Genomic DNA, 26,374 nt, shown 5'->3' on the forward strand with positions numbered 1-26,374 from the left:
TCATCCGCTTTGTGTTGAACCTTTGGATTCAGTCGAATTTCTAAGTAGAAACTCGTTGGTCCACCGAATCAAAAGGTGTTTTCTTTCGGTTCCGAGCTCTTCAAGCTAAGGGAATCTGCTTATCAGAGCTCGGGCACCTACCGAATAACTAAATATTACTGCGTAATCGGCTTGATGGGAATAGATTTCTTCTGCGTCGGCAGGACCTTATCGTAATTCCCCATACCCTGCTCAGCCATCTTGCGGCGGATGAAGGCGATCTGCGTCTTAAGGGGCAGATCCTTCGGGCAGAAGTCATGGCAGGCGAGCAGCGACATGCAGCCGAACACGCCGGACTCGTCACCGACCACTTCGTAGTAGTCAGCGTCGTTGCGTTCGTCGCGCGGGTCAAGGCGGAAGCGGGCAATCTTATTGATGCCCACAGCACCGATGAAGTCCGGACGGACGCGAACCGTACCGCAGCCGGCAATGCAGCAGCCGCATTCCACGCAACGGTCGAGAACGTAAATGTCTTCGGCGAGCTGCGGGTCCATCGGCACTTCCTTCTTGCGAAGGTCGATTTCCTCGTTCTTCATGTGAACCCATGTTTCCATGCGTTCGGACATGTTGCGCATCCACTTGCCGGTGTTGACCGAAAGGTCGCCGATGAGTTCGAACGCAGGCAAGGGGGCGAGCGTGAATTCCGTCGGAAGATCCTTGGTAAGCGTACGGCAGGCGAGGCCGGGCTTGCCGTTGATCAGCATGGCGCAGCTGCCGCAAATACCAGCGCGGCAAACGAAGTCGAACTGCAGGGTCGGATCCTGCTCGTTGCGCAGATCGTTGAGCGCAATGAAGAGCGTCATCGAGTCCGATTCCTGGAGCTCGTACGTCTGCATGTGCGGAACGCTGTCAGGATCCTGCGGGTTGTAGCGCAGGATGCTGATCTTGAGCATGCGGTGCTGCTTCTTAGCAGCGGGAGCGGCCGGGGTGGCGGGAGCCGCCGGGGTCTTCTGAGCTTCTTGGGTCATTTTTGTTACCAGCTCCAAATTAGTCGTTCAGCGGTTCGTCGATGCGTTCGTTGCGGCCCAGCAGGCGCTTGGGCAGCAGGTGCTGATACGGCATGATCGCGTCCTGAATGGCCCAGCGATCCTTGCCTTCGGCTTCCATCTTCTGACGGATAGCATCAACTTCAGCCTGACGCTTGGCAGATTCGGGGTTCTCGATGTAGTTCTTCACACCGTAGCCGCGGAAGCCCGGGGGAAGTTCCATCTTGCTGATGTCGAGCGGCTGATACGAAAGAGTCGGCAGCGTATCACCGTCCTTCCAGGTCGCAATCGTGCGGTTGAGCCACTTGACGTCATCGCGAACCGAGAAGTCTTCACGGTAGTGAGCACCTCGGGATTCCTGACGATTGAGAGCGCCGTAAGCGACCGTCAGAGCGACGCGCAGCATCGAGCGGGTGCGGTAGGCATAGACGAGCTCGGGGTTGTTGCCCACGACGTCCTTGACCGGGATGTTGAAGGAGCGCTTGTAGAGTTCTTCGAGCTCCGTCACCGCTTCTTCCATATCCTTGCCGCGGCGGAAGATGCCGATCTTGGTCGTCATCACTTCCTGCATGCGGGTGCGCAGCTTGACGGCGTCTTCATTGCCGGTGCACTTAATGAAGCCGTTGAGTTCGTTCTGAACCTTGGCGAGCGACTCGTAAATGATCGAAGTCGGGATGTCGATGCCGTTTTCAGGCTTTTCGCAGAAGTCGGCGATGAATTCACCGACGATCATGCCGGCGACGACGGTTTCAGCAACCGAGTTGCCGCCGAGGCGGTTGAAGCCGTGCATATCCCAGCAGGCGGCTTCGCCGGCAGCGAAGAGACCTTTGAGCTGCGGAGATTCGCCGGTCGGGTTCGTGCGGACGCCGCCCATCGTGTAGTGCTGGGCCGGACGAACCGGAATCCATTCCTTCGTCGGATCAACGCCGAGGAAGTAGTGGCAGATTTCGTAAACTTCACGAAGCTTATGCTTGATGTGATGTTCGCCAAGCAGCGTGATGTCGAGCCAGAGGTGTTCGCCGTACTTGGTCTTGACGCCCTTGCCCATGGCAATGCGTTCTTCCATGCGGCGGGAAACCACGTCGCGGGAGGCGAGTTCCTTCTTTTCCGGTTCCACGTCCGGCATGAAGCGGTAGCCGTCAACGTCGCGGAGCAGACCGCCGTCACCGCGGCAGCCTTCCGTCACCAGAATGCCGGCCGGGAAAATGCCCGTCGGGTGGAACTGAATGGCTTCCATGTTCGAAAGCGAGGCAACGCCGGTGGTGAGCGCCAGGTCGTAACCCACGCCGTCGCAAATGACCGCGTTCGTCGTGACGCGGTAGATACGGCCGGCACCGCCGGTGGCGATGGCAGTGGCCTTGGCCACGTAGGCCATCAGTTCGCCCGTGATCAGGTCACGGACGATAGCGCCGTAGCAGCGCTTGCCGTCGTGAATCAGACGAAGCGCTTCAACGCGTTCGATCACCGGAACCTTTTCTGCGATGAGGCGGTCGGACACCACGTTGAGCATGGCGTGGCCGGTACAGTCGGAGACGTAGCAGGTACGCCACTTCTTCGTGCCGCCGAAGTCACGCTGATTGGCGAGACCCGCTGCTTCCTTGCGTTCGGTAATCGTGACCTTTTCACCGTTGATGATCACCTGACGGTCGCCCGGGGTGATGCGGCTCCAGGGACAGCCCCAGGCGGCGAGTTCGCGCACAGCCTTGGGCGAGGTGTTCACAAACATGCGGACGACTTCCTGATCAGCGCCCCAGTCCGAACCGCGGACCGTATCGCCGAAATGGACGTCTTCATTGTCGCCCAAGCCTTTGATCACGTTGCCGAGCGATGCCTGCATACCGCCCTGAGCGGCCTTGGAGTGGCTGCGCTTCGGCGGAACGAGGGAAAGGACGATCGAGTCGTGACCGCGGCGCTTGGCAGCAACAGCCATGCGGAGTCCAGCAAGGCCGCCGCCGATGACCAGCACGTCGGTGTAAATGATTTTCATGAGTTTTTCCTCGGAAATCCCGCCTATTGGGCGGGAGGATCGGAACGCAGCTCCTGTCTGCGCATCCGCCCAGTCTTCTAAGAAGCCCTGCGCCTGCCTTCTTTCGAGGCCGTTCGCAGAACCGCTCCGGCTTTTTGAGCCTATTCCCGTTGGTTTTCGCCGCCGCCGCCGCATCTGCCCGCGTTCGTCTGAACGGAACTTCTGTATTGGAAGCGGGGAAAACTTCCTATACAGGTCTTAAAGCGCATTGTCGACGTTCCGTTTCTGGGACTCGCACCCAAGGAGGACATCAAAACCCGAGGCATCATGATGAAGCCCCGCGGCTAGAACCCGGAAGACGCTTAGGGAGGGATGAAAACATCTGCACCCAATTCACCTGAGTCGCTGTTCTCCTTCGAGCGGCTCAGTCAAACTAAAGGCATCCGAAGCCATTCCTGACGGCGTTTCTGCGGCAACCCGATCTTTTTTCCGGCAAACGGATCCTGAACGGTCTGCACAAAACTGTTGGGTCTCTAAGCTCTTCTACTTAGAAGTCTAACAACCTGTTGCATCTGGAACCACAGTGTTTTACGTTCAGACTGCGTTAATTGCTTATTCCAACGCAAAGAACCCGTGGATTTCCCTTGGCCTTCTGATCTATTTCTAACGGATAAGTATTGAGTCGTCGGCGCGCAGTTTAGCCGTCGACCTATCCCTAGAATATTCGTATAAACCCCTAATAAAGCCTGACTTTTAAAGCGAAGCTTTTGTTCTGTCGAATGCAGAAAAATTCTGTTTTATTCCTTTTATTTCATATAAATAATAAAATCTTTAAGTCTCTATTACAGATAGAAGGGATCTAAAGCATTGGCACTCTATTGTAGGTAGGTATTTACGTTAATAACACCATAGTATAACTCACCGAACATATTGTTCGGTTTTGCTTTACGAATATAAGTCTTTTTACCTATATTTCTTCAAATTTCACTTCTAATTAAATATTAATAAATTATTTTTAGAAATACATTTTATAAATCTCTTCGGAAAACCCTAACGAGATATGCCTTTCGACATTTCACTTAGATCGCATCATGGGTCATAAATAGTTTGTGCTTAACAACATTCATAACCAGGACCTCTATTAACTCCCCAAAATCGATAGAATCAAGCATCAGAACTTTTTTCCTAGATGCTCTCGGAAGCACCTACAAGAGGAGAACTCAAATGGCCAACCGTATCGTTCAGACTGATTACGCTCCCGCCGCCATTGGTCCGTACAGCCAGGGCGCCTTCACGCAGATTGCGCTTTACTGCTCAGGGCAGCTCGGCATTGATCCGGCCACGGGGAAATTGGCTGACGGCATTGAAGAACAAGCAACGCAGGCCTTCAAGAATCTGCGCGCAGTCATCACGGAAGCCGGTCTCACGATGGCCGATATCGTCAAAGTAACGATCTTCCTTACCGACATGGCCAATTTCGACGCCGTCAACAAAGCCATGAAAACCTTTGTGCCGGCGCCGTTCCCTGCCCGCTCCTGCTTTGCCGTGGCGGCGCTCCCGAAGGGCGGCCTCGTTGAAATTGAGGCAATCGTTGATCGCATCGGTCAGCCCTTCTGAGCGTGAAGGCCCCCGCACCCATGCCGCCGCGTCCTTATGCCCGGCCTGCCGCCGAATCCTCTTCAGCCGCCTCTGAGCGCCGAGGAGGCTCTCGTCCTGCGGGCGAGATCAAGAGCGGCAAGCTTGACCCGCTGCCGGTGCGTCTCAAGCGCTTAGGACTTGTCTCCGACTGGGATTTCGTGCTGCATCTTCCGCTGCGCTATGAGGACGAAACCCGCATTGATCCGATCGGTCTCCTGCGGGCGGGGGAAACGGCTCAAATTCAGGGTGAAGTGGTGCGTTCGAGCACCATTTCAACGGCCCGCGGTCCGCAGCTGGTGGCTGAACTCGCTGATCAGACCGGGAGGGTGACGCTGCGCTTCATCCACTATTACCCGACGACGCGCTCGCTGCTCACAATAGGGACGACGCTGCGGGCCTTCGGCGAACCTCGTCCGGCCTATTCCGGCGGACTTGAACTCATTCATCCCAAACTCAAGAAGCCCGTGGCCGGTGAAGATGCGCTTCCTTCGTCACTCACGCCGGTTTATTCGCTCGGCGAAGGGGTACAGCAAACCTGGCTGAGAAAGCGTATCAACCGTGCGCTTCTCGATCTAATGGGGATGGATGATCCGCTGCCGGCGGAAGTTGCCGCAGCGCTGCAGCTGCCCGGTCTCAAAGCTTCGCTTGAATACCTGCACCATCCGCCTGCCGATGCGCCCCACGAACCGCTGATGAACCGTACGGATCCGCACTGGCAGCGGCTTAAATTCGATGAGCTGCTGGCCCAGCAGATCACGCTTAAACAACTGCGCGCAGCCGTGGGGCAGGAAAGTGCCCCAGCACTCACCGATTCGGCCGCAAAGCTCACGACAGCCTTTCTCAATGCGCTGCCCTTCGCACTCACACGGGCCCAAACGCGCGTGTGGGATGAAGTCGCGCACGATCTTGCCGAGCCTCGTCCCATGCACCGCTTGGTTCAGGGAGATGTCGGCTGCGGCAAGACCGTCATTGCCGCCATGGCGGCGCTTCGCGCGATTGAAGCCGGACGGCAGGCAGCCTTAATGGCGCCGACGGAAATTCTGGCCGACCAGCATTTGGAGAAAATCGCCCGCTGGCTTGAGCCCCTCGGCGTAAAAATCGTGCGCCTTACCGGCCGCCTCAAAGCCTCGGAAAAAGCCGCCGCGCTGGCCGCTGCCGCGTCCGGCGAGGCTCAGCTTGTTATCGGCACGCATGCGCTCATTCAAGAGGGCGTTGCCTTTAAGGCACTCGGCCTCGCGATTGTCGACGAACAGCACCGCTTCGGCGTCGAGCAGCGCTTAGCACTCACGCGTCTCATGCCGGACGGACGCCGTCCGCATCTTCTGATGCTTTCTGCTACGCCCATTCCGCGCACGCTGGCAATGAGCTATTTCGCCGACATTGATGTATCCGTGATCGACGAACTTCCGCCGGGCCGAACCCCCGTTGCCACCAAGCTCGTTCGTCTGGACCGACGCGATGCCGTTCTCGCCGTTGTCAACGATACCGTCAGCAAAGGACGGCAGGTGTACTGGGTCTGTCCGCTGATTGAAGAAAGCGAAATGCTGGACCTGACGCCTGCGTCGCGATGCGCCGAAGAGCTTGCAGCCAGACTTCCGAACGTTCGCGTGGGTCTCCTTCACGGCGCAATGAGCGCAGTTGAAAAGGAAGCAGCGATGTCGGACTTTGCCGCCGGGCGCATTGAGCTTTTAGTCGCCACAACAGTGATCGAAGTGGGGGTCGACGTACCCAACGCCACTCTGATGATTATTGAGCATGCAGAGCGCTTCGGCCTTGCTCAGCTTCACCAGCTTCGAGGACGCGTCGGCCGCGGCGGCGGGGCTGCCGCCTGTGTTCTGCTTTTTGACGGCAATCTTTCCGAAACGGGCAAAGAACGCCTGAAAATCATCCGAGAAAGCAATGACGGCTTTGAAATTGCCCGGCGCGACCTCGAGCTGCGCGGTCCGGGGGAATTTCTCGGTGAACAGCAGTCCGGCATGCCCATGCTTCAGTTTGCCGATCTGGATTCCGACGCTGAGCTCGTTGAGACAGCATCACGCACGGCCGACCTGATGCTCAAGCAATACCCCGAGCAGGCCGCGCGCCACGCCGCAAGGTGGTTTTCCGCTAAAGCGGAGCTCTTAAAAGCTTGACTGCAGCTGGTTAAGTACTGATTTTTTAACACCTTCCCAACATTTCCATCATGACACTCACTGAACTGAAATACGTTATCGCTGTCGCGCGGGAGCGGCACTTCGGCCGCGCCGCAGAAAGCTGCTGCGTGAGCCAGCCTTCCCTCTCGGTAGCTATCAAAAAGCTCGAAGAAGAACTCGGCGTCACGCTCTTCGAACGTCGTTCGAACGACATTGCCGTCACGCCCATCGGCTCTCAAGTAATCGCTCAAGCCCAGAAGGTGCTCGAAGAAAGCCGCCGCATCATCGACATTGCCCACAGCGGTCAGGATCCGCTCTCGGGACCGCTGCGCCTCGGCGTGATTTATACGATTGCGCCCTATCTTCTGCCTGAGCTCATCAGTGCGATGACCGTTGCCACGCCCAAAATGCCGCTCTTCCTTGAAGAGAACTTCACTTCTGAGCTGCTCAACAAGCTTCGCTCGGGGCAGATTGATGTGGCCGTCACCGCCAACACGCTCTCCGACACAGGCTTCATGACCCAAGAGATCTATGAAGAGAACATGGTCGTGGCCGTACCCGCGCATCACCCTTGGGTGAACCGCTCCTATGTGGGTCCCGATGAGCTCAAAGACCAGACGATGCTCCTGCTCGGCACCGGCCACTGCTTCCGTGATCAAATTCTCGGCATCTGCCCCACCATGGCGCGCTTCCAGGCTTCGGCCTCCACTGTGCAGCGCACCGTTGAAGGCTCTAGTCTGCAGACGATCTGCCACATGGTCGCTCAGGGCCTGGGCATCACCGTGCTGCCGTCGTCGGCCGTGCCCTATCTTGCGGGGCTTTCCAACACTGTAAAGATCATTCCGTTCAAGAATCCCACGCCGACGCGCCGCGTTGTGCTCGTCTGGCGCAAGAGCTTCACCCGCATGGCGGCGGTGGACGCACTGCGCGAGCAGATGAAGAAGCTTCGCCTGAATGGCTGCGTGCCGCTTAACGAACCCGCACTTCTGCGCTGATCTCGACGGCTTCGAGCACTCAAACCAAGGAATCCGCCATGACCGATGACCAGCAGCCGGCCCCCGGCGCAGCAGAACGAAGAAGGAGCACTGCTCGATCTGCTGCCGCCAAGCGAGTGCGCGGCGATTTCGTCGCTCAAATTCCCAAACGGTTTTCAGAAGGCTTCACGGAACGCATCGACCTCATCATTCGGATCGTCTTTATGGTCGTGGTGGCCGTCGGCTGCTACCTTGTGCTCGAACCGTTCCTGACGGCCATTCTGATCGCAGCCGTACTTGCAGTCGTAACCTGGCCGGTTTTCAACAAACTGCGCAGCGGCATGCGGCAGTCGTCTACCGCCGCAGCCTCGGTGATGGTTTTGTCGATTGTGGTGCTGGTGCTCATCCCGCTCTCCTTCCTGCTCGTCGCCTTGGCTCAGCAGGTGCCTCGCGGGGTGCAGGCCGCAGCGGCCTGGCTTAAGGACCCGCTGCCGATTCTCCAGGCCGTGCAGAGCATCCCTTATGCGGGCGATTGGCTTTACGGAGAACTCGTTTCAGCCATCGATCCGCAGACCTTTGCGCACACAATGCAGCGCATTCTCGAGCCGCTTTCCACGTGGGTGCTTAACGCCGCAGTCAATGTCGGCTCGGGCGTCATGCAGCTCGCCTTTGTGACTTTCATCGTGTTCTTCTTCTATCGCGACGGTTCGTGGTTTGCCGACCGCATTTCAGCCGTGGTTGAACGCGTTTCGGGCGGAATTGCCGAAGAAATCACCAAGATTCTCGTCAACACCACTCGTTCAGTGGTCTTCGGAATCGTGGGCACTGCCATTGGTCAAGGACTCGTTGCCGGCATCGGCTTTTGGATTGCGGGAGTTCCGGGCGTACTCATCTTGTCCTTTGCCGTCTGCGTGCTGTCTGTCATTCCAATCGGCCCTCCGCTCATCTGGCTGCCGGCAGCCGTCTGGCTTTGGAGCAAAGGGGAACTTGGCATGGCGGCGTTTCTCGTTCTTTGGGGAACACTTGCCGTCTCAAGCGTAGACAATTTCATCAAGCCGCTCTTGATTGCCCGCGGCACTTCAATGCCGATCGCGCTCATCTTTCTCGGCGTATTCGGCGGCGTGCTCGCCTTCGGCTTCCTCGGCCTCATCCTCGGGCCGCTTCTGCTTGCCGTCGGCATTGCGCTCTTCTCGGCCTGGCTTAAGCGCCCGGTCATTGCGCTAGCCAATGCTGCGGAGCAAGCCTCTGCGGCGGAACAGCCTGCGGCCGCGGACAGCGAAAAGCTTTAAGCCTCACGAAGCACTGCGGCGGCTTAAGAAGCCGCCGCAAGAATGAAAGCGCAGCCGAATCACTCGCAGCGCAGAATTTTCGCGAGTCCGCCGCGGCTCGTTTCCCGGTATTTGGCGTTCATGTCCTTGCCGGTTTCATACATCGTTTTAATGACTTCATCGAGCGGCACGCGCGGTGCACTCGTGCGCCGAAGCGCCATACGAGCGGCATTAACAGCCTTAACGGCAAAAATGGCATTGCGTTCGATGCAGGGCACCTGCACCTGACCGTTCACCGGATCACAGGTGAGTCCCAGCGAATGCTCCATGCCGATTTCGGCAGCCATTGCCACTTGCGAGGGCGAACCGCCCATCACTTCTGCAAGACCGGCTGCCGCCATCGAACAAGCAACCCCCACTTCCCCTTGGCAGCCCACTTCTGCACCGGAAATGGAGGCGTTTCTTTTGAAGAGTCCGCCTATTACAGCTGAAGCCAGAAAGAAGCGCAGGCAGGGTTCGGGCTTGGGCTCGCCGATAAACTTCGCCCAGTACGCAAGCACTGCCGGAATCACGCCGCAGGCTCCGTTGGTGGGCGCTGTAACCACACGGCCGCCGGCAGCGTTTTCTTCAGACACCGCAAGCGCAAACATGTTGATCCAATCGAGCACCGCCATAGGATCCACGGAAAGACGTGCGGTCGATTCGAGCGCACGGTTAAGTGATGGGGCACGGCGCTGCACTCTCAGCGGACCGGGCAGCAGCCCTTCAGTATGAATGCCTCGCGCAATGGCTTCTTCCATCACTTCGCGAATTCGCGCAAAGTGCGCGTAGATTTCTTCGCGCGTATGAAACACCAATTCGTTTTCCATCGCCAGACTGGAAATGGAGAGCCCCGTTCTTTCACAGGCGGCAAGCAGTTCCGCAGCATTCTTATAGGGGTAAGGCACGGGCTTTTCGGCCTGCGGCTCCAAACCAAAGTGCTCATCATCAACGATGAAGCCGCCTCCGATCGAATAGTAGGTATTCGAATAGAGCAGTCTGCCGGCATCATCCCAGGCAGAAATCTTCATGCCGTTTTCATGTTTAGGCAGAAATTCCGCATGAAAGACCAGCCCCGAAGCCCTGAGAAACGCCGCTTCATGGCGGCGGCCAAGATCAATGCGTTCGTCTTGCTCCACCCGCTTGATGATTGAAGCAATCTCTTCGAGCGGCACGGTCTCAGGCAAATAGCCTTCCAGCCCGAGGATGACAGCGAGGTCTGTATGGTGACCGCGGCCGGTAAGCGAAAGTGACCCGTAGACATCCACCTGAATGCGCGCCGTCTGCTCTAGCAGATTTTTCTCAACGAGCTCGCTGAGAAAAGCAGCACCGGCCTTCATGGGCCCAACGGTGTGTGAGCTCGAGGGACCAATACCGATCTTATAGATGTCAAAGGCGCTGATCATGGCGGAATCTTGGAGATTTGAAGAGTTGTGAAGCACATAGCCGGCAGGATTGCCCGCCGGCGGTCGGAAAGTGTATCAAGCGGCACACAGTCCATGAGAACGGCATGTTCGTATACCAAAAAAATGCCCGTCCGAGGAAAAGAATTTCCGCAAACGGGCTTTTGCTTTGGACCATCACGTCAAGAGCGGCGGAACTGCCGCCCTGACGTTCGAGCGCTATTGCGCAGGCATTAAACCATGATCAGCGCGCAGACGATGGTCGCAGCCAGCATCGGCAGAGCCGTGCGCTTGATCACTTCGATCGGCGAGACCATAGCGATACCGGAGACGAGAATCGTCACGCCGGCAAGCGGAGAGGCCGTACGGCCGGCAGCACCAGCAAGGAACGCGAGACCGCCCAGACCCTGAATTGACATGCCGAAGTCTTCAGCATGCGGGGTAACCGTTTCATTGAAGGCCAGCGTAGCCGCGTCGCCTGAACCCGTGATCACACCCATGATGAACGGGCCGATCGAACCGCCCCAGCGGGCGATCTCATTGGATTCCTTGAGCGACTGCACAAAGACATCGATCAAACCGGCTTCACGCAGACCAGCAGCGAACACGCCCGCAGCAATGATGATGCCCATCACGTCAGCATAGCCCTTGCCGCAGCCGTTGAAGAATTCCTTCGTGAAGGTTTCGGGATTCGGACGAGCAACCGCCAGCGCGATCACCGCACCGAGCACCATGGCCTGCGCCACGCCCATCTTGATGAACGGGCACCAGAGGTTGCCGACAACCAGAATGGTGATCGGAACGAGCGGAACCAGCGCCTTAATGGGATTGGGCGTGAAGTCGTCCGTCTTCTGTGCCTTGGACTCATCAATCTTGGCGTTCTTGTCGCCCTTGCCGTCACCCAGCAGGATGCACATGATGAGCGTACCGATCACGCCGAAAGCACCGATCATGATCGAGTACGGCGCATGGAAGCCGATGAACTCCATCACGTCAATGTGCGCCATGTTTGCCACGTAAGGATTGTGGGACGTACCCGGCGAGAGGTATGAGCCGATCGTACCGGCAAGCACCGCAGCAGCGGCGCCGGCAGGCTTGATGCCCGCGCGGAGCATCACCGGAATCAGCGTGGAGCCGACGGCTGCCGCGCAGCCGGCAGCTGACGGGATGGCGATATTAACGAAGAAGGTAATCGCCGTGCAGACCGGAACGAGGAAGATGCCAAGACCGCGAATCGGCGCGGAGAGGTAGTGAACGAGCGAGCGGTCAGCCTCTGTGTACTTAGCAACGAAAGCAAAGCCCATCGAGCCGCAGATGGCCATCACCAGCGAGGCGTTGGTCATCGATTTGGCGAAGGCATTCAGGCCGCCGACGAGGTTCCATGAAATCAAGCAGAGCAGAAGGCCGGAGCCAATCAGCACAAGGCGTGTTTCATAGCGTTTGATAAGGCAGTACACGACTGCAAATATCACCAATACGGCAACCCATTCGGTAATACCCATGGCGAGATCTCCTTGATGGAAGAAATGTTGTATCTAATTATTTATTATTAGGCGAGTTCATTATGCACGGTTTTGCATACTTCAGGACTAGTAGATACGCGTGGTAGACCACATTTTTTTGTAATAACTGCGTTTATCAATTAGATACGAAATACTTCCTGCCGATACCAAGAAAGTTCATGAATACTTTCCGCAATATCCGCAAGGGCTTGATGCTTGTTGACACAAGTTCCGACCCAAACTTTTTCCGGAGCCCACCGGCGGCAGAGTTCCTTGATGGTTGACACGTCAATCGAGCGATAGTGGAAATAACGCTCCATGCCGGGAATCCAGCGCGCCATAAAACGGCGGTCCTGACCGATCGTATTGCCGCACATTGGGCTTTTGCCTTCTGGCACATAGCGGCGAAAGACCTCAGTGAATATCTGCGCGCATTTTTCTTCATCCACCGTACTTTCAAGGCATCGTGCAACAAGTCCGGATTTAGTATGCGTTTCCGTATTCCAAGCATCCATCCCGTCGAGCACGGCCTTGGGCTGATGAATTGCCACGACAGGACCTTCATGAAGAATGTTCAAATTCTTGTCCGTAATGATCGCAGCCACCTCCAGGACGCGATTCACCTCGGGCTGCAGCCCCGTCATTTCCATATCAATCCAAATGAGGTTGTCGTCGGCATAGGACGGATCCCGTTCCATGGCATTTGCGCAAGGCTCTGTAGTCATCTTCGCTCTAATCTCTAATAAATAAGTGCCGGCATTGGGAAACTGCGACGCCAGACCGTCTGCTCACCGCCGACCTGCAAGTCAACTTGCCGGAAGTCTAACGCAGGCGGCGAATACTTCCTGCCGTCAAGATGAAGCATCAGCCATCCGACCTGCGATAATTTGGCCAAACCACAGCGGCTGCCGCGCGATCAAAACGCCTGAAGTCAGAGACCTCCTGTCAACGAATGCAACTTTCTGCCAACAACATCGAGCACATTCTTCTCATCTCCTGCGCGCTCTACGTCTTTGTCGAGTGCTTTGCCTGCGCGCGTCAGGTCATTGCTGCAGAACGCGGAATCGGCAAGGTGCCGACGGGATTCCGAAACAAACTGTCATTGGCGGCTCATCAGAAAGCCGCAGCTTTTACAAGTGAATCGGCCCAGTCGCGCCTGGTGCTCGCCTTTGTCTCCGCGGCATTCGCCGTGCTGATGACCACGGGGCATGGTCTCACCTATCTCACAGCCCTCTTTGAAACCCTCACGGACAACACGCTTCTCGTGCAATGGTCGCTCCTTGTGAGCATCATGGGGCTCATGGTCGTCGTGTCTCTTCCGCTGGAGTGGCTGATTCGGTACCGACTGCGGGAACGGTTCGGCTATCAGCGGCGATCGCGCAAGGAATGGTTTAAGCGAACCGTCGGCATTTCAACCGCCGGCTTGGCAGCTGCGCTCCCCGCAACAGCGCTCCTGCTCATACTGTGCGAAGTGACGGGCCCCTATTGGTGGCTCCTCCTCTGGATGCTCTATCTGGCGTGGCTTTTCTGGCGCTGGCGGCTTTCGCTGATGCGCGGACAACTTTGGAGCCGAGCTTCTCGGCCAATCCAAAATGAAGCCCTTCGCCGCAAGGTCCGCTCGCTGCTCGCAGAGGAGGGCTTTCGCATGGAGGATTTGGTCATCATGACGCGGCCGCCGGCCTGGAAGTACGCACACGTGCTGCTGCCGGGCAGCGGAGAACTTCGCCGCGTCGTTGTTTTTGCTGATACAGCAGCCAAACTCACGGAGGACGAACTGCTCGCCGTCATTGCTTCGCAGGCTGCGCGCATCAAGTTTCACCACGGCCCCTGGCGCATTGCGCTCTCGGCAGCAGGGGGTTTTATCACCTGTGCTGTACTCGGCTGGGCCGCAAACACGCCGGTATTTTTTGAAGGGCTTGGATTCTCACCTATTCTCACCGTCATGCAGCCCGGCACCCACGCCGGATTTGCCATGGCTGCGGCGGTTATTGCCTTCCCGATCGTCTTCTTTCCGCTGCGGGCGCTCAACAACTTCATCATCCGGCAGCTTCGCTACGCCGCAGACCGGTGCGGCGCGGCAAAAATGGGCGGCGATACGCTCGCACGGGCACTCGCCAAGCTTCACCGCGACTACACCAATACGCTTACACCCTCGCGCTTTTATTCGGTTTTGCACTACGATCACCCGCATGCTGCCATGCGCGTTGCGCATCTTCTAAAGTACATGCGTGCACGCAAACTCGAGCCGCACCTTGCAGATCCGGCACCAGCGCTCCCAACGGTCCTCTCTCAGGAGCAAGCCATTACACGAGCGCTGCGCCGTGAACGCACGTCCTTTAACGCTGCCCGGCGGGAAGCCGAAGAAGCGCTCACTCAGGAACTGCTCACGCAGCACGATTGGGTTGACGATGACGGTTTTGATGACGATCCCAGCAAAACCGGAAAATCCGAACGCCCAACACCGAAAGCTTCAATTTCAATGCCTGACGTCCCCCATATTGCCGCAGTGACTCCTGCGGCATCCTCACCTTCTCAGCATGGCTAAACGCAACTCTTCCGGCCGACGTCCGGCCTCTGCCGCACAGCCCGAAACACTCCTTTTCGGCCGAGTCACTGCCGGTCACGGGCGCCACTATGTCGTCACGCTCGATACCGGTGAACAGCTCGTAGCACACCGCCGCGGGAAAAAGGGAGATGTCGCCGTGGGGGACCGGGTGGGCTGCACGCCTCCCGTCTCGGGCATTGCCGCAATTGAGACGATTGAAGATCGTCGAACGCTCCTATACCGCTCTGACGAGTGGCGCGTAAAAACCTTAGCCGCCAACGCGGATCTCTGCGCCGTCGTTTTTGCACCGCGGCCGACCTTTAATCCGTGGTTCATCTGGAAAGCGCTGCTGGCTGCCCACCAAGCCGGGATTCCGGCAGTTGTCATCCGCAACAAGCTCGATCTGTCAGACGGCCGAACGGCCGCCGACCAGCAAACAGCGCTGCTGCGCTCGATCGGCGCACAGACGATTGAAATATCAGCGTCAGAGCGGCCTGATGAAGCCCGCGCCAAACTGCTCGAAGTCTTTACGGGCAAAACCGTGCTCCTCGTCGGACAGTCCGGCATGGGCAAGTCGACGATCCTCAATCTCCTCGTGCCGGAAGCTAATGCGCAGACGCGAGAATTTTCCGAAGCACTTGACCTCGGCAAGCAGACAACGACGGCGGCTGCCTGGCATGCAGCCCCTGAATGGCAGGGTGCCGTCATCGACACACCGGGTTTTCAGGAGTTCGGGCTCGCTCATCTGTCGCTTTCAGACATTCTTCGCGCCATGCCTGACATCGCCGAGCACGCCGTCGGCTGTCGCTTCTTCAACTGCCGCCATCTCCATGAACCCGGCTGCGGCGTCAAAGCAGCACTTGAGGCCGGTTTGATTGACCCCGCCCGCTACGCCTTTTATGAGGCAGCGGCTAAGGATGCGGATCCGCTGCCTCGCTAACGGCTGCCCTTTTTTCTGAAGCAAATTCGGCAGAGGATCTTTGGACATCGTCAATTCCGCAGCAGGTTACTTCTCTCGACGGATAGTTTTTGCGGCCGATCTCTTCCTACAATCTTTCGCCGCCCAATAAGCGGCCGCAAGGATAAAGAATACAGACCAGTCATGATCACCGACCCTACCCTGTCGAGCACGGATCCAAAGCCTTCAGCGCCCAAAGCGCCTAAGGTCATCCGCATCACGCCTCGCCCAGCGCTGCCCATTCCGCAGTCCGGCCCCGTTGCGCGTGCGCCGCGTCCCGACGGACTTCCCGGCACGCGCTGGATCGACCGCCTTGGCCGACCGCTCACCGACCTGCGGATCTCCGTCACCGACCACTGCAACTTCCGCTGCCGCTACTGCATGCCGAAGGAAAAATATGCCCAGAACCACAACTTTTTGGCGATGACGGAGCTCCTCACCTTTGACGAAATTCTGCGTGTCTCGCGCATTGCTGTTGCCAACGGCATTGAGAAGATTCGTCTCACCGGCGGGGAACCGCTCTTACGCAAGGGCATTGAAAACCTCGTAGCGCAGCTTGCCGCTTTGCGGACGCCCGCGGGCAAGCCCATCGATCTGGCCATGACGACGAACGGATCGCTTCTCATCAAAAAGGCGCAGGCTTTGAAGGACGCCGGCCTTGGCCGAATCACGGTGAGTCTCGACGGCATCGATGAAGACATCTTTCAGAGCTTTAACGACGTAGGCTACCCCGCCGCGAAGGTACTCGAGGCCATCGACTTCGCCCGTCAGGTGGGTTTCAAGGTCAAGGTCAATACCGTTGTCAAAAAAGGCGTCAATGAAGGGGAAATCCTCAAGATCTGCGAAGTCTTCCGCGGCACCGGCGTGACGCCGCGCTTTATTGAATATATGGACGTCGGCAATGCCAACGACTGGCGCATGGACGAAGTGGTCCCTTCACGCGAAGTCGTGGCACGCATTGCCCAACGCTGGCCGGTGGAATCGCTTTCACCCACAGCACCCGGCGAAACTGCCGCACGCTGGCGTTACTTGGACGGCGGCGGCGAATTCGGCGTCATCAGCTCCGTCACGCGGGCCTTCTGCCGTACCTGCTCACGCGTGCGCCTCTCAATGGAAGGGCGCCTTTACCTCTGTCTTTTTGCCTCGATCGGCTGCGACCTGCGCACCATGCTTCGCGGCGGCTGTACGGACAGCGAACTCGAGACTGCCATCGGCCGAATCTGGTCCGCGCGAGAAGACCGCTACTCGGAACTGCGTTCCATGGGAGCGGCGCCGAGTCGTCAGAAAGTCGAAATGAACTATATTGGCGGCTGATGCCGCCGCCCATTGAATAAATAGATCATTTTCGATTGTTTTCAGAGAAATTTGCCATTTTATTGGTAAATATCGGTCTGCATCCGACTTCTCAATTAGGCGATCTCCCTCGGCTGACCGCAATCGGGCCCTATACTTCACAGGCTCAGCATGGGCGAGGAGTCGGTTTTGAGGGCTCTTCGCGCCTGCCGTCCCTCAAAAACACGCGTCCTCCTGAACCCGATCAGGATCGGGAGACGTCCGCTAACAAACAAAAAGCTACCAAGAGAGCGCGCGAGTCCTATGTTTTCCAATCCTACAGCCGTCACCTTCATCGGCTACCTCATCGTGATGGTCGGCGTCGGCGTCTTTGCCTATTACTACACCCGCAGCTACACCGACTTTATTCTCGGCGGACGCAGTCTCGGAGGCTTTGTGACCGCGCTTTCCGTCGGCGCTTCCGATATGAGCGGCTGGCTGCTGATGGGACTCCCCGGCGCCGTTTTCCTCTTTGGCGTTTCTCAAAGCTGGATCGCTATCGGGCTTATTCTGGGTTCATGGCTCAACTGGCGATTTGCCGCTGCACGACTGCGCGTCTATACCGAAAAAGCGCATAACTCCCTGACGCTGCCCGATTATCTGACGCATCGGTTTGAAGACAAGTCCAACGCTCTTCGCATCATTGCCTCTGCCGTCATTCTCATCTTCTTTACGATCTACTGCGCATCAGGCGTCGTCGCAGGGGCCCGCCTCTTTGAAAACACCTTCCACATGGAATACGAAACCGCACTCATCATTGGTGCGGCAGCGACGATTCTTTACGTGTTCATCGGCGGCTTCCTCGCGGTCAGCTGGACCGACACCATTCAAGCGGCCATCATGTGCGTTGCACTCGTCGTCACCCCGATTGCCGTCATGTACGACGCGGGCGGCTTTTCTGCGACGACAGCACGTCTGGCAGAAATCAACCCGAGCATGCTCAACATGATGGAAGGTCAGACGGTTATCGGCGTCATCAGTCTTCTGGCATGGGGACTCGGTTACTTCGGGCAGCCGCATATTCTCGTGCGCTTCATGGCCGCCAAATCCATCAAGGTAATTCCGAATGCCCGCCGCGTCGCCACGCTGTGGATGCTCTTTTGCTTGGCGGGCGCTGTGGGCGTGGGCTTCTTCGGTGCTGCGTACTTCTCGCTTCACCCGGATGTAGCGGGCCTCGTCAAAGAAAATCACGAACGCGTCTTCATTGTTCTCTCCTCACTCCTCTTTAACCCCTGGATCGCCGGTCTGCTGATGTCAGCCATTCTTGCGGCCGTTATGTCCACGCTTTCCTGCCAGCTGCTCGTCTGCTCCTCCACCCTGACGCAGGACTTTTACCGCAGTTTCCTTCGCCCCAAGGCCACACAGCGCGAACTCGTCTGGGTAGGCCGCGCCATGGTGCTCGCCATTTCGGTGGTCTCTGTCTGGATGGCAAGCGACCCCTCGAGCCTGGTGCTCTCACTGGTCTCTTACGCCTGGGCTGGCTTTGGCGCAGCCTTTGGTCCTGTGATTCTCATCTCTCTCTGGTGGAAGCGCATGACCCGCATGGGCGCGCTCTGCGGCATGGTGGTGGGAGCTGCCACGGTGCTCATTTGGAACCATTTCGCTTGGTTTGGGCTCTATGAAATCATTCCCGGATTCCTTTTTGCCTCGATTGCGATCTATCTCGGCAGCATGCTTGACCGCAAACCTGATGACGAAGTGGCCGAAACTTTCGACGCCGTAGAGGCTGAAGTGAAGGCCGCAGGCGTGCGTTAAATTTCCCGCGTGCGCTGCGGCGCACGCAGCCTCTCCTCTCAAAGCCCGACGTTCAAGCGAACGTCGGGTTTTGTCGTTCCAGAAGTGTTGACATTTTTTATTCGTTCAGAGCTTGACCCCGGCAGCAGGAAACTAGGATAGAACCCTTAAGAACAAATAGATAGTCTGCAGTTTTTGAATTTTTGCACTGACTATGCTTCTATTCATCCTTTAGGTCAATCGATGCAGTTTCCTTCATTCCGCATCGATCATTTCAACGATATCAACAGCATATTTAGGATAAAAAATCATGGCTGTTCAACACTTCTCACGCAGCGCGCGCACCCGCACCTTCCGCCTTTCGTCCGTTTTTGCAATCATTGCGGCGGCCGGGATTGCCGCGGCTGGTTCGATTAACGTGCAGGCACGGGATTTAACGGCGGCCGTGAACTCCAACTTCTCGACGCTCGACACCTGGGACGCGATCGACAACTTGTCGCGCGCCGTTTCGTCCTCCATCTACGAAGGGCTCTACCGGTTCGACACCAACCTCACGCCTCAGCCGCAGCTCGCCGAGTCCTATACCGTGTCCGACGACGGCTTGGTCTACACCTTCAAGCTCCGTCCGAACGTCAAGTATCAGGACGGCTCGGACTTCACCGCCGAAACGGTCAAGATGAACTTTGACCGCGGCATGAATCCCGCTTCCAAGCTTACCCGCCGCACTTTCTTCTCGTTCGTGGACAAGGTGGAGGCCGTTGATCCGCTTACCGTCCGCTTTACGCTCAAGCAGCCCACCGCCGGCTTCATTGCTCGTCTCTCCAACGGCACCGCCTCAATGGTCTGCCCGAGCCTGCTCAAGAAGGCGGCTGCCGCCGGTGATGCTGCAGCAGCCAAGAAAGTAACGGCCTATGAAGCCTGCGGCACGGGGCCGTACACACTCAAGCACTTTGAACCCACCGAAGTGCTCGAAGTGGTAAAGAACCCCAACTACCGCGTCGCGGGACTGCCCAAATTCGACAGTCTTCGCTGGGTTCCTGTTGCTGAAAACTCCACCCGCGCCATGATGCTTCGCACCGGTGAAGCGCAATTCATCTGGCCCGTGCCGGCGGAACAAGTGAAGGCACTCGAAGCCGACGACAAGCTTTCCATTCAAAAGACGCCTTCGGTAGTGACCCGCTACATCTCCATGAACGAGACGAAGAAGCCCTTTAACGACGTGCGCGTACGCAAGGCCATCAGTCTTGCCATCAACCGCAACGCACTTATCAAGGTGGCCTATAACGGCCTTGCGGTGCCGTCCACCGGCTATCTGCCCCCGCAGATTGAGGGCGCTGTCAACTACGGCCCCTTCCCGTATGACCCCAAGGCTGCTCGCGAACTTCTGAAGGAAGCGGGCTTCCCGGAGGGCTTCCATGCGACGCTCTGGTCGGCCTACAACGACGGCAAGACGCTCAAAACGCTGCAGTTCCTGCAGCAGCAGCTCGCTCAAGTCGGCATCCATGTCGAGACCCGCGCACTTGAAGCCGGCCAGCGCTCGCTCATTTACAGCGCCCAGACACCGGCCGACAGTCAGCATCAGCTCTATCTGATCGGCTGGACCAACTCTGCCGCGGAGCCCGACTGGGGTCTGCGTCCGTTGCTCGACAGCCGCAGTGCGCCGCCGGTTTTGAATAATGATTCCTATTACAAGAATCCGAAGGTAGACGAACTCTTCGATAAGGCAGCTGCCGAACCCAATCCGCAAAAGCGCGCCGCGCTTTATAAGGAACTTCAGGATACCGTCAATGCTGACAGTCCCTGGGCGCCCCTTGTTTTCGAAATGATGACGGCGGGCGCTGTCAAGCCGCTCAAAAACTTTGCCGTGCTCCCCGACGGAAGCTTCGACTTCTATCAGGCGGATTGGCAGGAATAAGTTCTAGTCCGCTCAAAGTGAATTAGGTTTACGAGGGACGTTTGCTGTCATTGCAAGCGTCCCTTTTCCTTTTGCAAAGTCTCAGAAATCTCTGCGTTCTTAAGAAATACCGCTCTCACCTCCGCGCTAAAATGGCGGGTTCCTTTTTCTCATTGTTCTATCTGTGCAGCATTGTCTGCTGCGTCCATCGCCGTCATGTCCAACACCAATCCGCTCGTTGCCCAGCTCATTAAGCTTCTCCCGTTCCTCGGACGCAATGTCTGCTACAGCGACCGGGAGCTTGCCATGAAGCGCTTCCGCAGGATGCTCGCCGAACAGCCGAACGCCTTCCTGGATGCCTACGACGCGGCGATTGCGGAAATCCGCAAGATCTACCCCCACGAAAGCGCCGACTTGATTGACAGTGCCGCGCTCTCGGAGTTGGAAGATCAGGCGGTCGCCGAAACGAAAAGCGACGGCACAACGATCGCCGTTTATGCAGCGGGCTTTTTTGCCTATGGATTGGAAAATCAGCCGCTCGCGAGTGAGCTGCTTGAACCCGAAGACGGCGAAAAGCTTCGCGAACTGCTTTACCGCGAATATTTTGACGAATCCAATGCTCAGATTCGCATCTATGAGCATCTCATTCCGCTCAATCACCTGATCATTGCCAATCCCGATGAAAGTCAGCGGTTTCTCGAAGTGATGGCCACGGCGAAATCTCATTTCGTACCGACAGCGCCGTCAGTCGACTACCCTGGCGTATCGGCCAACTATGACGAAGAGGACGACAGCGACATTGCCGCCCGCTTCCGCGTCGTACTCTTCACGGTCAAGCAAAAGGACGCTTCTAAGCCGATGCAGAAGACGCCTTTCCGCTTTAACGGCTTTGCGGTGCCCAAGGGTGAAAACATCTCGCTCTCAAACGACATGATTCTCGCTACGCCTTGGGGCGCAGAATTTTCCGTCCTCATTTCCCGCCGCTGCGGACGCGGGCTGCGTTATGCCGTCACTGAACCCTACCTTCTCAACGATACGGTTCGTCAGCTCGATTACGTCGTAGGCCTCAAGCGTGTCATGGTGGCCTTCACGCGTACGGCGCTAGACGCCAATGTCAACCCCGAAGATCTGATTGTGAGTTTCGGCGCCTTCACCGATCCGGTGCGCGGGTATTCGGAGCTGCGCGTTGCTTTTGCGCTCCCCAGCGCCCCGGATGAACTCATTAACGGCGTGCCGATTCCGCTGCCGTCGCCCATGACGGAACAGTCGGCAGAAGAGCTCGCCAAATTGGTACGCGCTTCGTTTGAATTTGAAGGCATTCGCTTCCGCCACCCGGTCGGTGAGCTTTGCCCGCTGCTCGTTGCCGAACCGGACTCCATGGACCGGCTCTATAACTCCATCCACAATCTTCAGCGCCCGCTCATTAAGCCGGACTCTACGCCCAAACCCAGCATTCCAAGCATGCTCCTTAACTGAGAAGCGTATTGGTGCTTCACCTTTTTGAGCTCTCCAAGCAGGCGGCCCAACGGGCTGAAGACTGCCATGACCCACCCGGCAGCCAGCGCCATTCTGACCAACAAACGTCAGAAATAAAGCGAGGCGCAAGCTGACGGTGGAATTTTCACGCAGTACAGGAAGGAATGGGCTGACGCCCATTCCCTCTCAATAGGCATGACTCAGTGCGTCAAACTCATGCCGCAATGGTCTCTTGGGAAGCGTTCTCACCAGCGATCTGACCGAAGACGAAGCAATCGAGCACAGCATTGCCTCCGACTCGGTTCGTCCCATGGATGCCGCCGGTAATTTCGCCTGCGGCGTAGAGTCTTGGAATGACTGCTCCCGTCCAGTCAAGTACCTGCGCCTTGACGTTGGTGTTGAGACCGCCCATTGTGTGGTGAACGGTCATGCCGGTATAACAAGCCCAGAAGGGGCCTTGATCGATGCGCTTCGTCAAATTAACTGCAGTCTTGCCAAAGTCCTCGTCTTTTTGGTTCTTCACATAGACGTCGTTATAGCGCTTGATCGTCTTCTCCAGACCATCCGGATCGACGCCCATCTTCTGCGCAAGTTCGCGGATCGTCGGAGCCGTCCAAGCCTCCCCTGCTTCGATGCCCTTCATAATTGCCGCACGGTTTACTTCATCGTAGGAGGTGAAGTTTTCGTTGTCGCAGACCGTATAGGCGTAGCGTTCAGGTGTGCCGAGCACAGCGTCACGAATCACATCGCGTCGGGCGCCTTCATTAACAATACGGGCACCGCGCTTGTCAACATAGATGGAACCGTTGACGTTAAAGTTGAGCAGCAGCTTCATCTTCTTGCCTGCCGGAGCACCCGGCGTCGATTGGATGAAATCCATGCCTACGAGATAACCGCCCACCCGGACGGCTGCCATTGCAACTTCGCCCGTCGCTCCGGGCAGATTGTCGGTACCAAGACCTGCAACGCGCGGATCATGGAGTTCACGCAGGTATTTGTTGGCGCTGAAACCGCCGGCAGCGAGAACAACACCGCGGGTAGCACGAATACGCTTGATTTCTCCCTTCGCGTTCTTTGCGACCACACCAAGCACATCACCTTCAAAAGGTTTCTCGCGAATAATTTCCTCAACACCCATGCCGGTGCGCACTTCTACGCCGAGCTCCTTTGCGGCCTTGGAAAGCACCGTCCCATAGCCTTGTCCCTTAGGCAGCGCCGGAACGTGCGAACGCGGATAGAGCGCACCAAAAATCTGAATCACCTTGGGCTTGAATTGCATGCCAAGACTCTCGAGCCACTCGATCGTCGGATACGCATTGCGGCAAAGCACGTCCACGCGATCTTTCTGCCCGCGGAAGTCGCCGGCTTCAAGCGTCTGCTCTGCATGGTGCTGCCAAGAATCCTTGATACCTTGCTTCGGCTGGCGAACCGGGTCGGCCGCGTTGATGAAACCTTGAGAGATGAGTGTATTGCCGCCAGGGAAATTCAGCTTCTCAAGCACCACAACGTGCTTGGCGCCTTTTTGTGCAGCCTTGACTGCGGCTGCCATGCCGGCTCCGCCGGCACCGACAACGATGATTTCATAAGTTTCGTCCCACTGATCGGTTTGAGCTGCACGAACTGCGCTCGGGAGCACGGCAGCGGCAGTTACAGTGGAAGCAGAAGCAAGCTTCAAGAGACTGCGGCGGGAGATGGTTTTTTCGTTCATAGCGGTCCTCTCAAAAAAACATGACGCGGAGGCTAAAGCCTGCCTGTTATCTTTGATCCGTCCGCATTTTTGCCCGCAGCCTTACGCACGTAAGATGACTTCGGTCAGTGTCCCGTGCCGAAGTGCTCACCTCTGCCAAACCGCCTTGATATCAGGCATCAGCAGTGCGAGCTCTTTAGCGGTGTGAATGCCGAATTTGCGGTATATCCGGGCTCGATGTCCCTCAACCGTACGTTCAGAAAGCGAAAGCTTATCTGCGACCTGCTCATCGGTCTCGCCGTTAAGAAAATATCCCAGTACGTCGAGTTCGCGCGCCGAAAGAAGTCTCAGCCTTTCACGCACGCCTTCTCCGCCGGCGACACCCGCACGGCGCAGAAAATCACAATGAACAGCTGCAGCGATAGACTCCAGAAGTATTTCATCGTTCACGGGTTTAATAAGAAAGTCGACCGCTCCCCGCTTGAGACTCGAAACCGCCACATCAATATCGGCATGCCCCGTCAGAAAGATGGTGGGCAGCATCAGACCTCGACGAAGCATTTCGTTCTGGAGTTCGAGTCCCGTCATCAGAGGCATACGCACGTCAAGAACAAGACACCCGGGACGCCTGACGTCATCCTCAATGAGAAAGGCTCGTGCGTTCGGATAAGTTTTTGCCGTCCACCCTTCAATACGCAGCATTAAAGCAAGTGCCTCACGCACATCGATTTCATCATCAATGATCCGCACGAGAGCGGATTCTTTTTCTGCGGCAGCTACCTGTTCGGCTGCATCAGGGAGCGACTGCGTCATTTTTCTGGTTCTCCGAATGGTGATGTATCTGATGTGTCATATCCACAACGGCAAAGGAAACACATACCTTCAGTCCTCCGCCCGCTTCTGCAGCAATGGCCTCAAAGCTCAGCTTTGCCAAGTGTCTCTCAACGATTGAGCGACAGATGAGAAGTCCCAAACCCAGACCATTTTCCTTTTCGGATCGCCCAGATTCAGTTAGCCGCGAAAGCGCCTCTGAAGAAAGAACTGAACCAGAATTTTCAACACTGAGCTCTGCACGTTCCTGCGCAGCAATCCGCTTCACGGTGATGCGTATTGGGGCGATCCCTAGACGGGAAAGGCGGAGCAAAAGCGACTCACGCTCATCGTCGGGCATTGCGCAAAGCGCCTCGTCCGCATTCTTGAGAAGGTTGCGAACGAGTATCCGAAGCTCAACCGGATCGCCCCGAATCATAACGGGATCCGGGGCATCCAACACTGCCGCATGAGTGAGTCGGCGCGACTCTTCAAGTTCACTCAAAGCATCACGCACGACTGCCGTGAGATCAATATTTTGCCCCCGTTTTGCCCCCTGTTTGGCGTACTTTCTTACCCGCTCAAGGATCTCTGCGGCATGAGTAATTTGTTTCTGCAGACCGCCGACACATTCCTCTACGAGTTTTCGATCCGGATCGGGCTTCTTCATGAGCACTCCGAGACTTCTCGTGAGATATCGCATGACTGAAAGCGGCTGTCCAAGCTCATGCGCAAAAATAGACGACAGCTCTCCGACAACCGAGACGCAGTGCATGCGATCGAGCTTGTCGGCGGCCTTTCTTGCCTGTACTTCGGCAATCCGCTCGCGATCCCATGCTTTCTCCAGTTCGGCAGTACGCTGACGGACCAACGTTTCAAGCCGCAGCCAATGCAGGATCCACGCAAACGCAAGTGCTGCAGCGAGCATCAAAAACGGCCAGGAGACTTTAAGAAAGCCTCTGAGCGTCCATTCGCGCAAATAGGCATAGGGCCCAATTCTGAGTGTCTTTAAGAGATCATTGACGCGCGCATAGTCGGTTGCAAAGGAAACCTCAAAACCCGACGGCGTACTTTTCGGGTCCAGCGACAGCAGTGCCGTCGCTACGTGGCGGGTCAGAATGGGCGGCGTGTGAGGCGTCACCGCAAAGGTCCAACCGGGATACATGTCGGTGGAATAACGGCACCCTAAACGTTCAGCACGGGGACCAGTACGCTCATTAATCACGCGCAGCTTTCCCAGCCACTGCGGGTTGCGCCGCTCCATTGCTTCGAGCATGCATGCACGAAGAAAACCGACGTCCGCCTTGCCGGACAATACATTCTCCACTACTTTCTGCGGCTCACTGTCGGTGAAGATCGTTCGACGGAAAAAACTATCCGGATCGTATCCAGCTTTGGCAATCTCACCCATGCCAATCTGATATGTCATGAAATTTCGAGGATCCGTGGCCGAAGCCGTTCGGTGCTCGAGGTCTGTAATCGTCTGCAGATCCGTACGTGAATTCCTCACGAAGATCACACCAGCAACACACTGATTAGGATCGGGGAAACTCGACGATACAATCGTTCCGATATCTCGTACGCCATAAGGCCGCATTTCAACAAAGAAGCCCGAACTACCGAGAAAAAATTCCACTTCTCCCTTGCGAACAGCCTCTGCGAGATCTTTGGTTTTGTAATAACGCGGTTCAATCACAATCCCAGGCGTTGAAGCCTGTAAATGCTTCAGCACAGTGGCCTGGATATCCTCCACACGGCTGAGATAAGAGGATTCAAATTCGAAATCAAGAAGTCCCAACCGCACCTTCGTCCCAGAGGACGATGCTGTCGGATCGCCGGAAACAGCGTCGACACGGTCAGAAAGAATTGAATCCGCAGCAGCAGCATCGATATCGGGGAAACCTAAAAGCGTCGAAAAAACAAGCGACAGAAAGACTAAGCGCTTCGTGAGCGGCATCAACTTACGCACGTAAAGGTGTTTCCAATAATGG

General features: G+C 56.8%; 18 protein-coding genes. 10 read left to right on the forward strand and 8 right to left on the reverse strand.

Annotated elements, in window-relative coordinates; translation table 11 throughout:
- Positions 1–155: 155 nt before the first annotated feature.
- Positions 156–1,007, reverse strand: coding sequence for a fumarate reductase iron-sulfur subunit (locus DES29_RS03120; RefSeq protein WP_113854431.1), 852 nt, complete (start codon positions 1,005–1,007; stop codon positions 156–158).
- A 19-nt stretch (positions 1,008–1,026) separates the two neighbouring features.
- Positions 1,027–3,012, reverse strand: coding sequence for a fumarate reductase flavoprotein subunit (locus DES29_RS03125; RefSeq protein ID WP_005430458.1), 1,986 nt, complete (start codon positions 3,010–3,012; stop codon positions 1,027–1,029).
- 1,203 nt (positions 3,013–4,215) lie between these two features.
- Here DES29_RS03125 and DES29_RS03130 point away from each other — a divergent pair.
- The 4 genes from DES29_RS03130 to DES29_RS03145 are packed head-to-tail and all read left to right on the forward strand — an operon-like array spanning position 4,216 to position 9,024.
- Positions 4,216–4,608: a Rid family detoxifying hydrolase gene (locus DES29_RS03130; RefSeq protein WP_005430460.1), complete on the forward strand. Its 393-nt coding sequence runs from the start codon at positions 4,216–4,218 to the stop codon at positions 4,606–4,608.
- Between the two features lie 20 nt (positions 4,609–4,628).
- Positions 4,629–6,761 (forward strand): ATP-dependent DNA helicase RecG, encoded by a 2,133-nt coding sequence (recG, locus tag DES29_RS03135; RefSeq protein ID WP_201638756.1) that lies wholly within the window; start codon positions 4,629–4,631, stop codon positions 6,759–6,761.
- Positions 6,762–6,811: 50 nt separating this feature from the next.
- A complete protein-coding gene (locus tag DES29_RS03140) occupies positions 6,812–7,756 on the forward strand; it encodes a LysR substrate-binding domain-containing protein (protein WP_005430463.1) in 945 nt (314 codons plus the stop codon).
- A 38-nt stretch (positions 7,757–7,794) separates the two neighbouring features.
- On the forward strand, positions 7,795–9,024 hold the full coding sequence (locus tag DES29_RS03145; RefSeq protein ID WP_050790499.1) for an AI-2E family transporter: 1,230 nt from the start codon (positions 7,795–7,797) through the stop codon (positions 9,022–9,024).
- Between the two features lie 59 nt (positions 9,025–9,083).
- On the opposite strand, the gene DES29_RS03150 is transcribed toward DES29_RS03145, so the two are convergent.
- The 3 genes from DES29_RS03150 to orn form a co-directional block, all read right to left on the reverse strand.
- Positions 9,084–10,448: an L-serine ammonia-lyase gene (locus tag DES29_RS03150; RefSeq protein WP_016474976.1), complete on the reverse strand. Its 1,365-nt coding sequence runs from the start codon at positions 10,446–10,448 to the stop codon at positions 9,084–9,086.
- Between the two features lie 230 nt (positions 10,449–10,678).
- On the reverse strand, positions 10,679–11,947 hold the full coding sequence (gene dcuC, locus DES29_RS03155; RefSeq protein ID WP_005430466.1) for a C4-dicarboxylate transporter DcuC: 1,269 nt from the start codon (positions 11,945–11,947) through the stop codon (positions 10,679–10,681).
- Between the two features lie 140 nt (positions 11,948–12,087).
- Complete coding sequence (orn, locus tag DES29_RS03160; protein WP_021995059.1) at positions 12,088–12,672, reverse strand: oligoribonuclease; 585 nt, start codon at positions 12,670–12,672, stop codon at positions 12,088–12,090.
- 227 nt (positions 12,673–12,899) lie between these two features.
- Between orn and DES29_RS03165 the strand changes: the two genes are divergently transcribed.
- From DES29_RS03165 to DES29_RS03190, 6 genes are all read left to right on the forward strand, one after another.
- Positions 12,900–14,492 (forward strand): M48 family metalloprotease, encoded by a 1,593-nt coding sequence (locus DES29_RS03165; RefSeq protein WP_021995060.1) that lies wholly within the window; start codon positions 12,900–12,902, stop codon positions 14,490–14,492.
- Complete coding sequence (gene rsgA, locus DES29_RS03170) at positions 14,485–15,432, forward strand: ribosome small subunit-dependent GTPase A (protein ID WP_021995061.1); 948 nt, start codon at positions 14,485–14,487, stop codon at positions 15,430–15,432. The genes DES29_RS03165 and rsgA overlap by 8 nt, the downstream gene beginning before the upstream one ends.
- Before the next feature lie 162 nt (positions 15,433–15,594).
- Positions 15,595–16,764 (forward strand): GTP 3',8-cyclase MoaA, encoded by a 1,170-nt coding sequence (gene moaA / locus DES29_RS03175; RefSeq protein ID WP_046445989.1) that lies wholly within the window; start codon positions 15,595–15,597, stop codon positions 16,762–16,764.
- A 282-nt stretch (positions 16,765–17,046) separates the two neighbouring features.
- A complete protein-coding gene (putP, locus tag DES29_RS03180) occupies positions 17,047–18,537 on the forward strand; it encodes a sodium/proline symporter PutP (RefSeq protein ID WP_046445988.1) in 1,491 nt (496 codons plus the stop codon).
- Between the two features lie 289 nt (positions 18,538–18,826).
- Positions 18,827–20,431, forward strand: a complete 1,605-nt coding sequence (locus tag DES29_RS03185) for an ABC transporter substrate-binding protein (protein ID WP_021995064.1) — start codon at positions 18,827–18,829, stop codon at positions 20,429–20,431.
- A 195-nt stretch (positions 20,432–20,626) separates the two neighbouring features.
- Positions 20,627–21,886, forward strand: a complete 1,260-nt coding sequence (locus DES29_RS03190) for a hypothetical protein (RefSeq protein ID WP_021995065.1) — start codon at positions 20,627–20,629, stop codon at positions 21,884–21,886.
- 214 nt (positions 21,887–22,100) lie between these two features.
- Here DES29_RS03190 and DES29_RS03195 read toward each other — a convergent pair whose 3' ends face one another.
- From DES29_RS03195 to DES29_RS03205, 3 genes are all read right to left on the reverse strand, one after another.
- Positions 22,101–23,594, reverse strand: a complete 1,494-nt coding sequence (locus DES29_RS03195) for an FAD-dependent oxidoreductase (protein WP_005430474.1) — start codon at positions 23,592–23,594, stop codon at positions 22,101–22,103.
- 126 nt (positions 23,595–23,720) lie between these two features.
- Positions 23,721–24,386: a response regulator transcription factor gene (locus DES29_RS03200; protein ID WP_005430475.1), complete on the reverse strand. Its 666-nt coding sequence runs from the start codon at positions 24,384–24,386 to the stop codon at positions 23,721–23,723.
- Positions 24,367–26,352 (reverse strand): sensor histidine kinase, encoded by a 1,986-nt coding sequence (locus tag DES29_RS03205; RefSeq protein ID WP_236578888.1) that lies wholly within the window; start codon positions 26,350–26,352, stop codon positions 24,367–24,369. The genes DES29_RS03200 and DES29_RS03205 overlap by 20 nt, the downstream gene beginning before the upstream one ends.
- Positions 26,353–26,374: the final 22 nt, after the last annotated feature.

The sequence above is a fragment of the Sutterella wadsworthensis genome (assembly GCF_003315195.1).
Taxonomy (GTDB): Bacteria; Pseudomonadota; Gammaproteobacteria; order Burkholderiales; family Burkholderiaceae_F; genus Sutterella; species Sutterella wadsworthensis.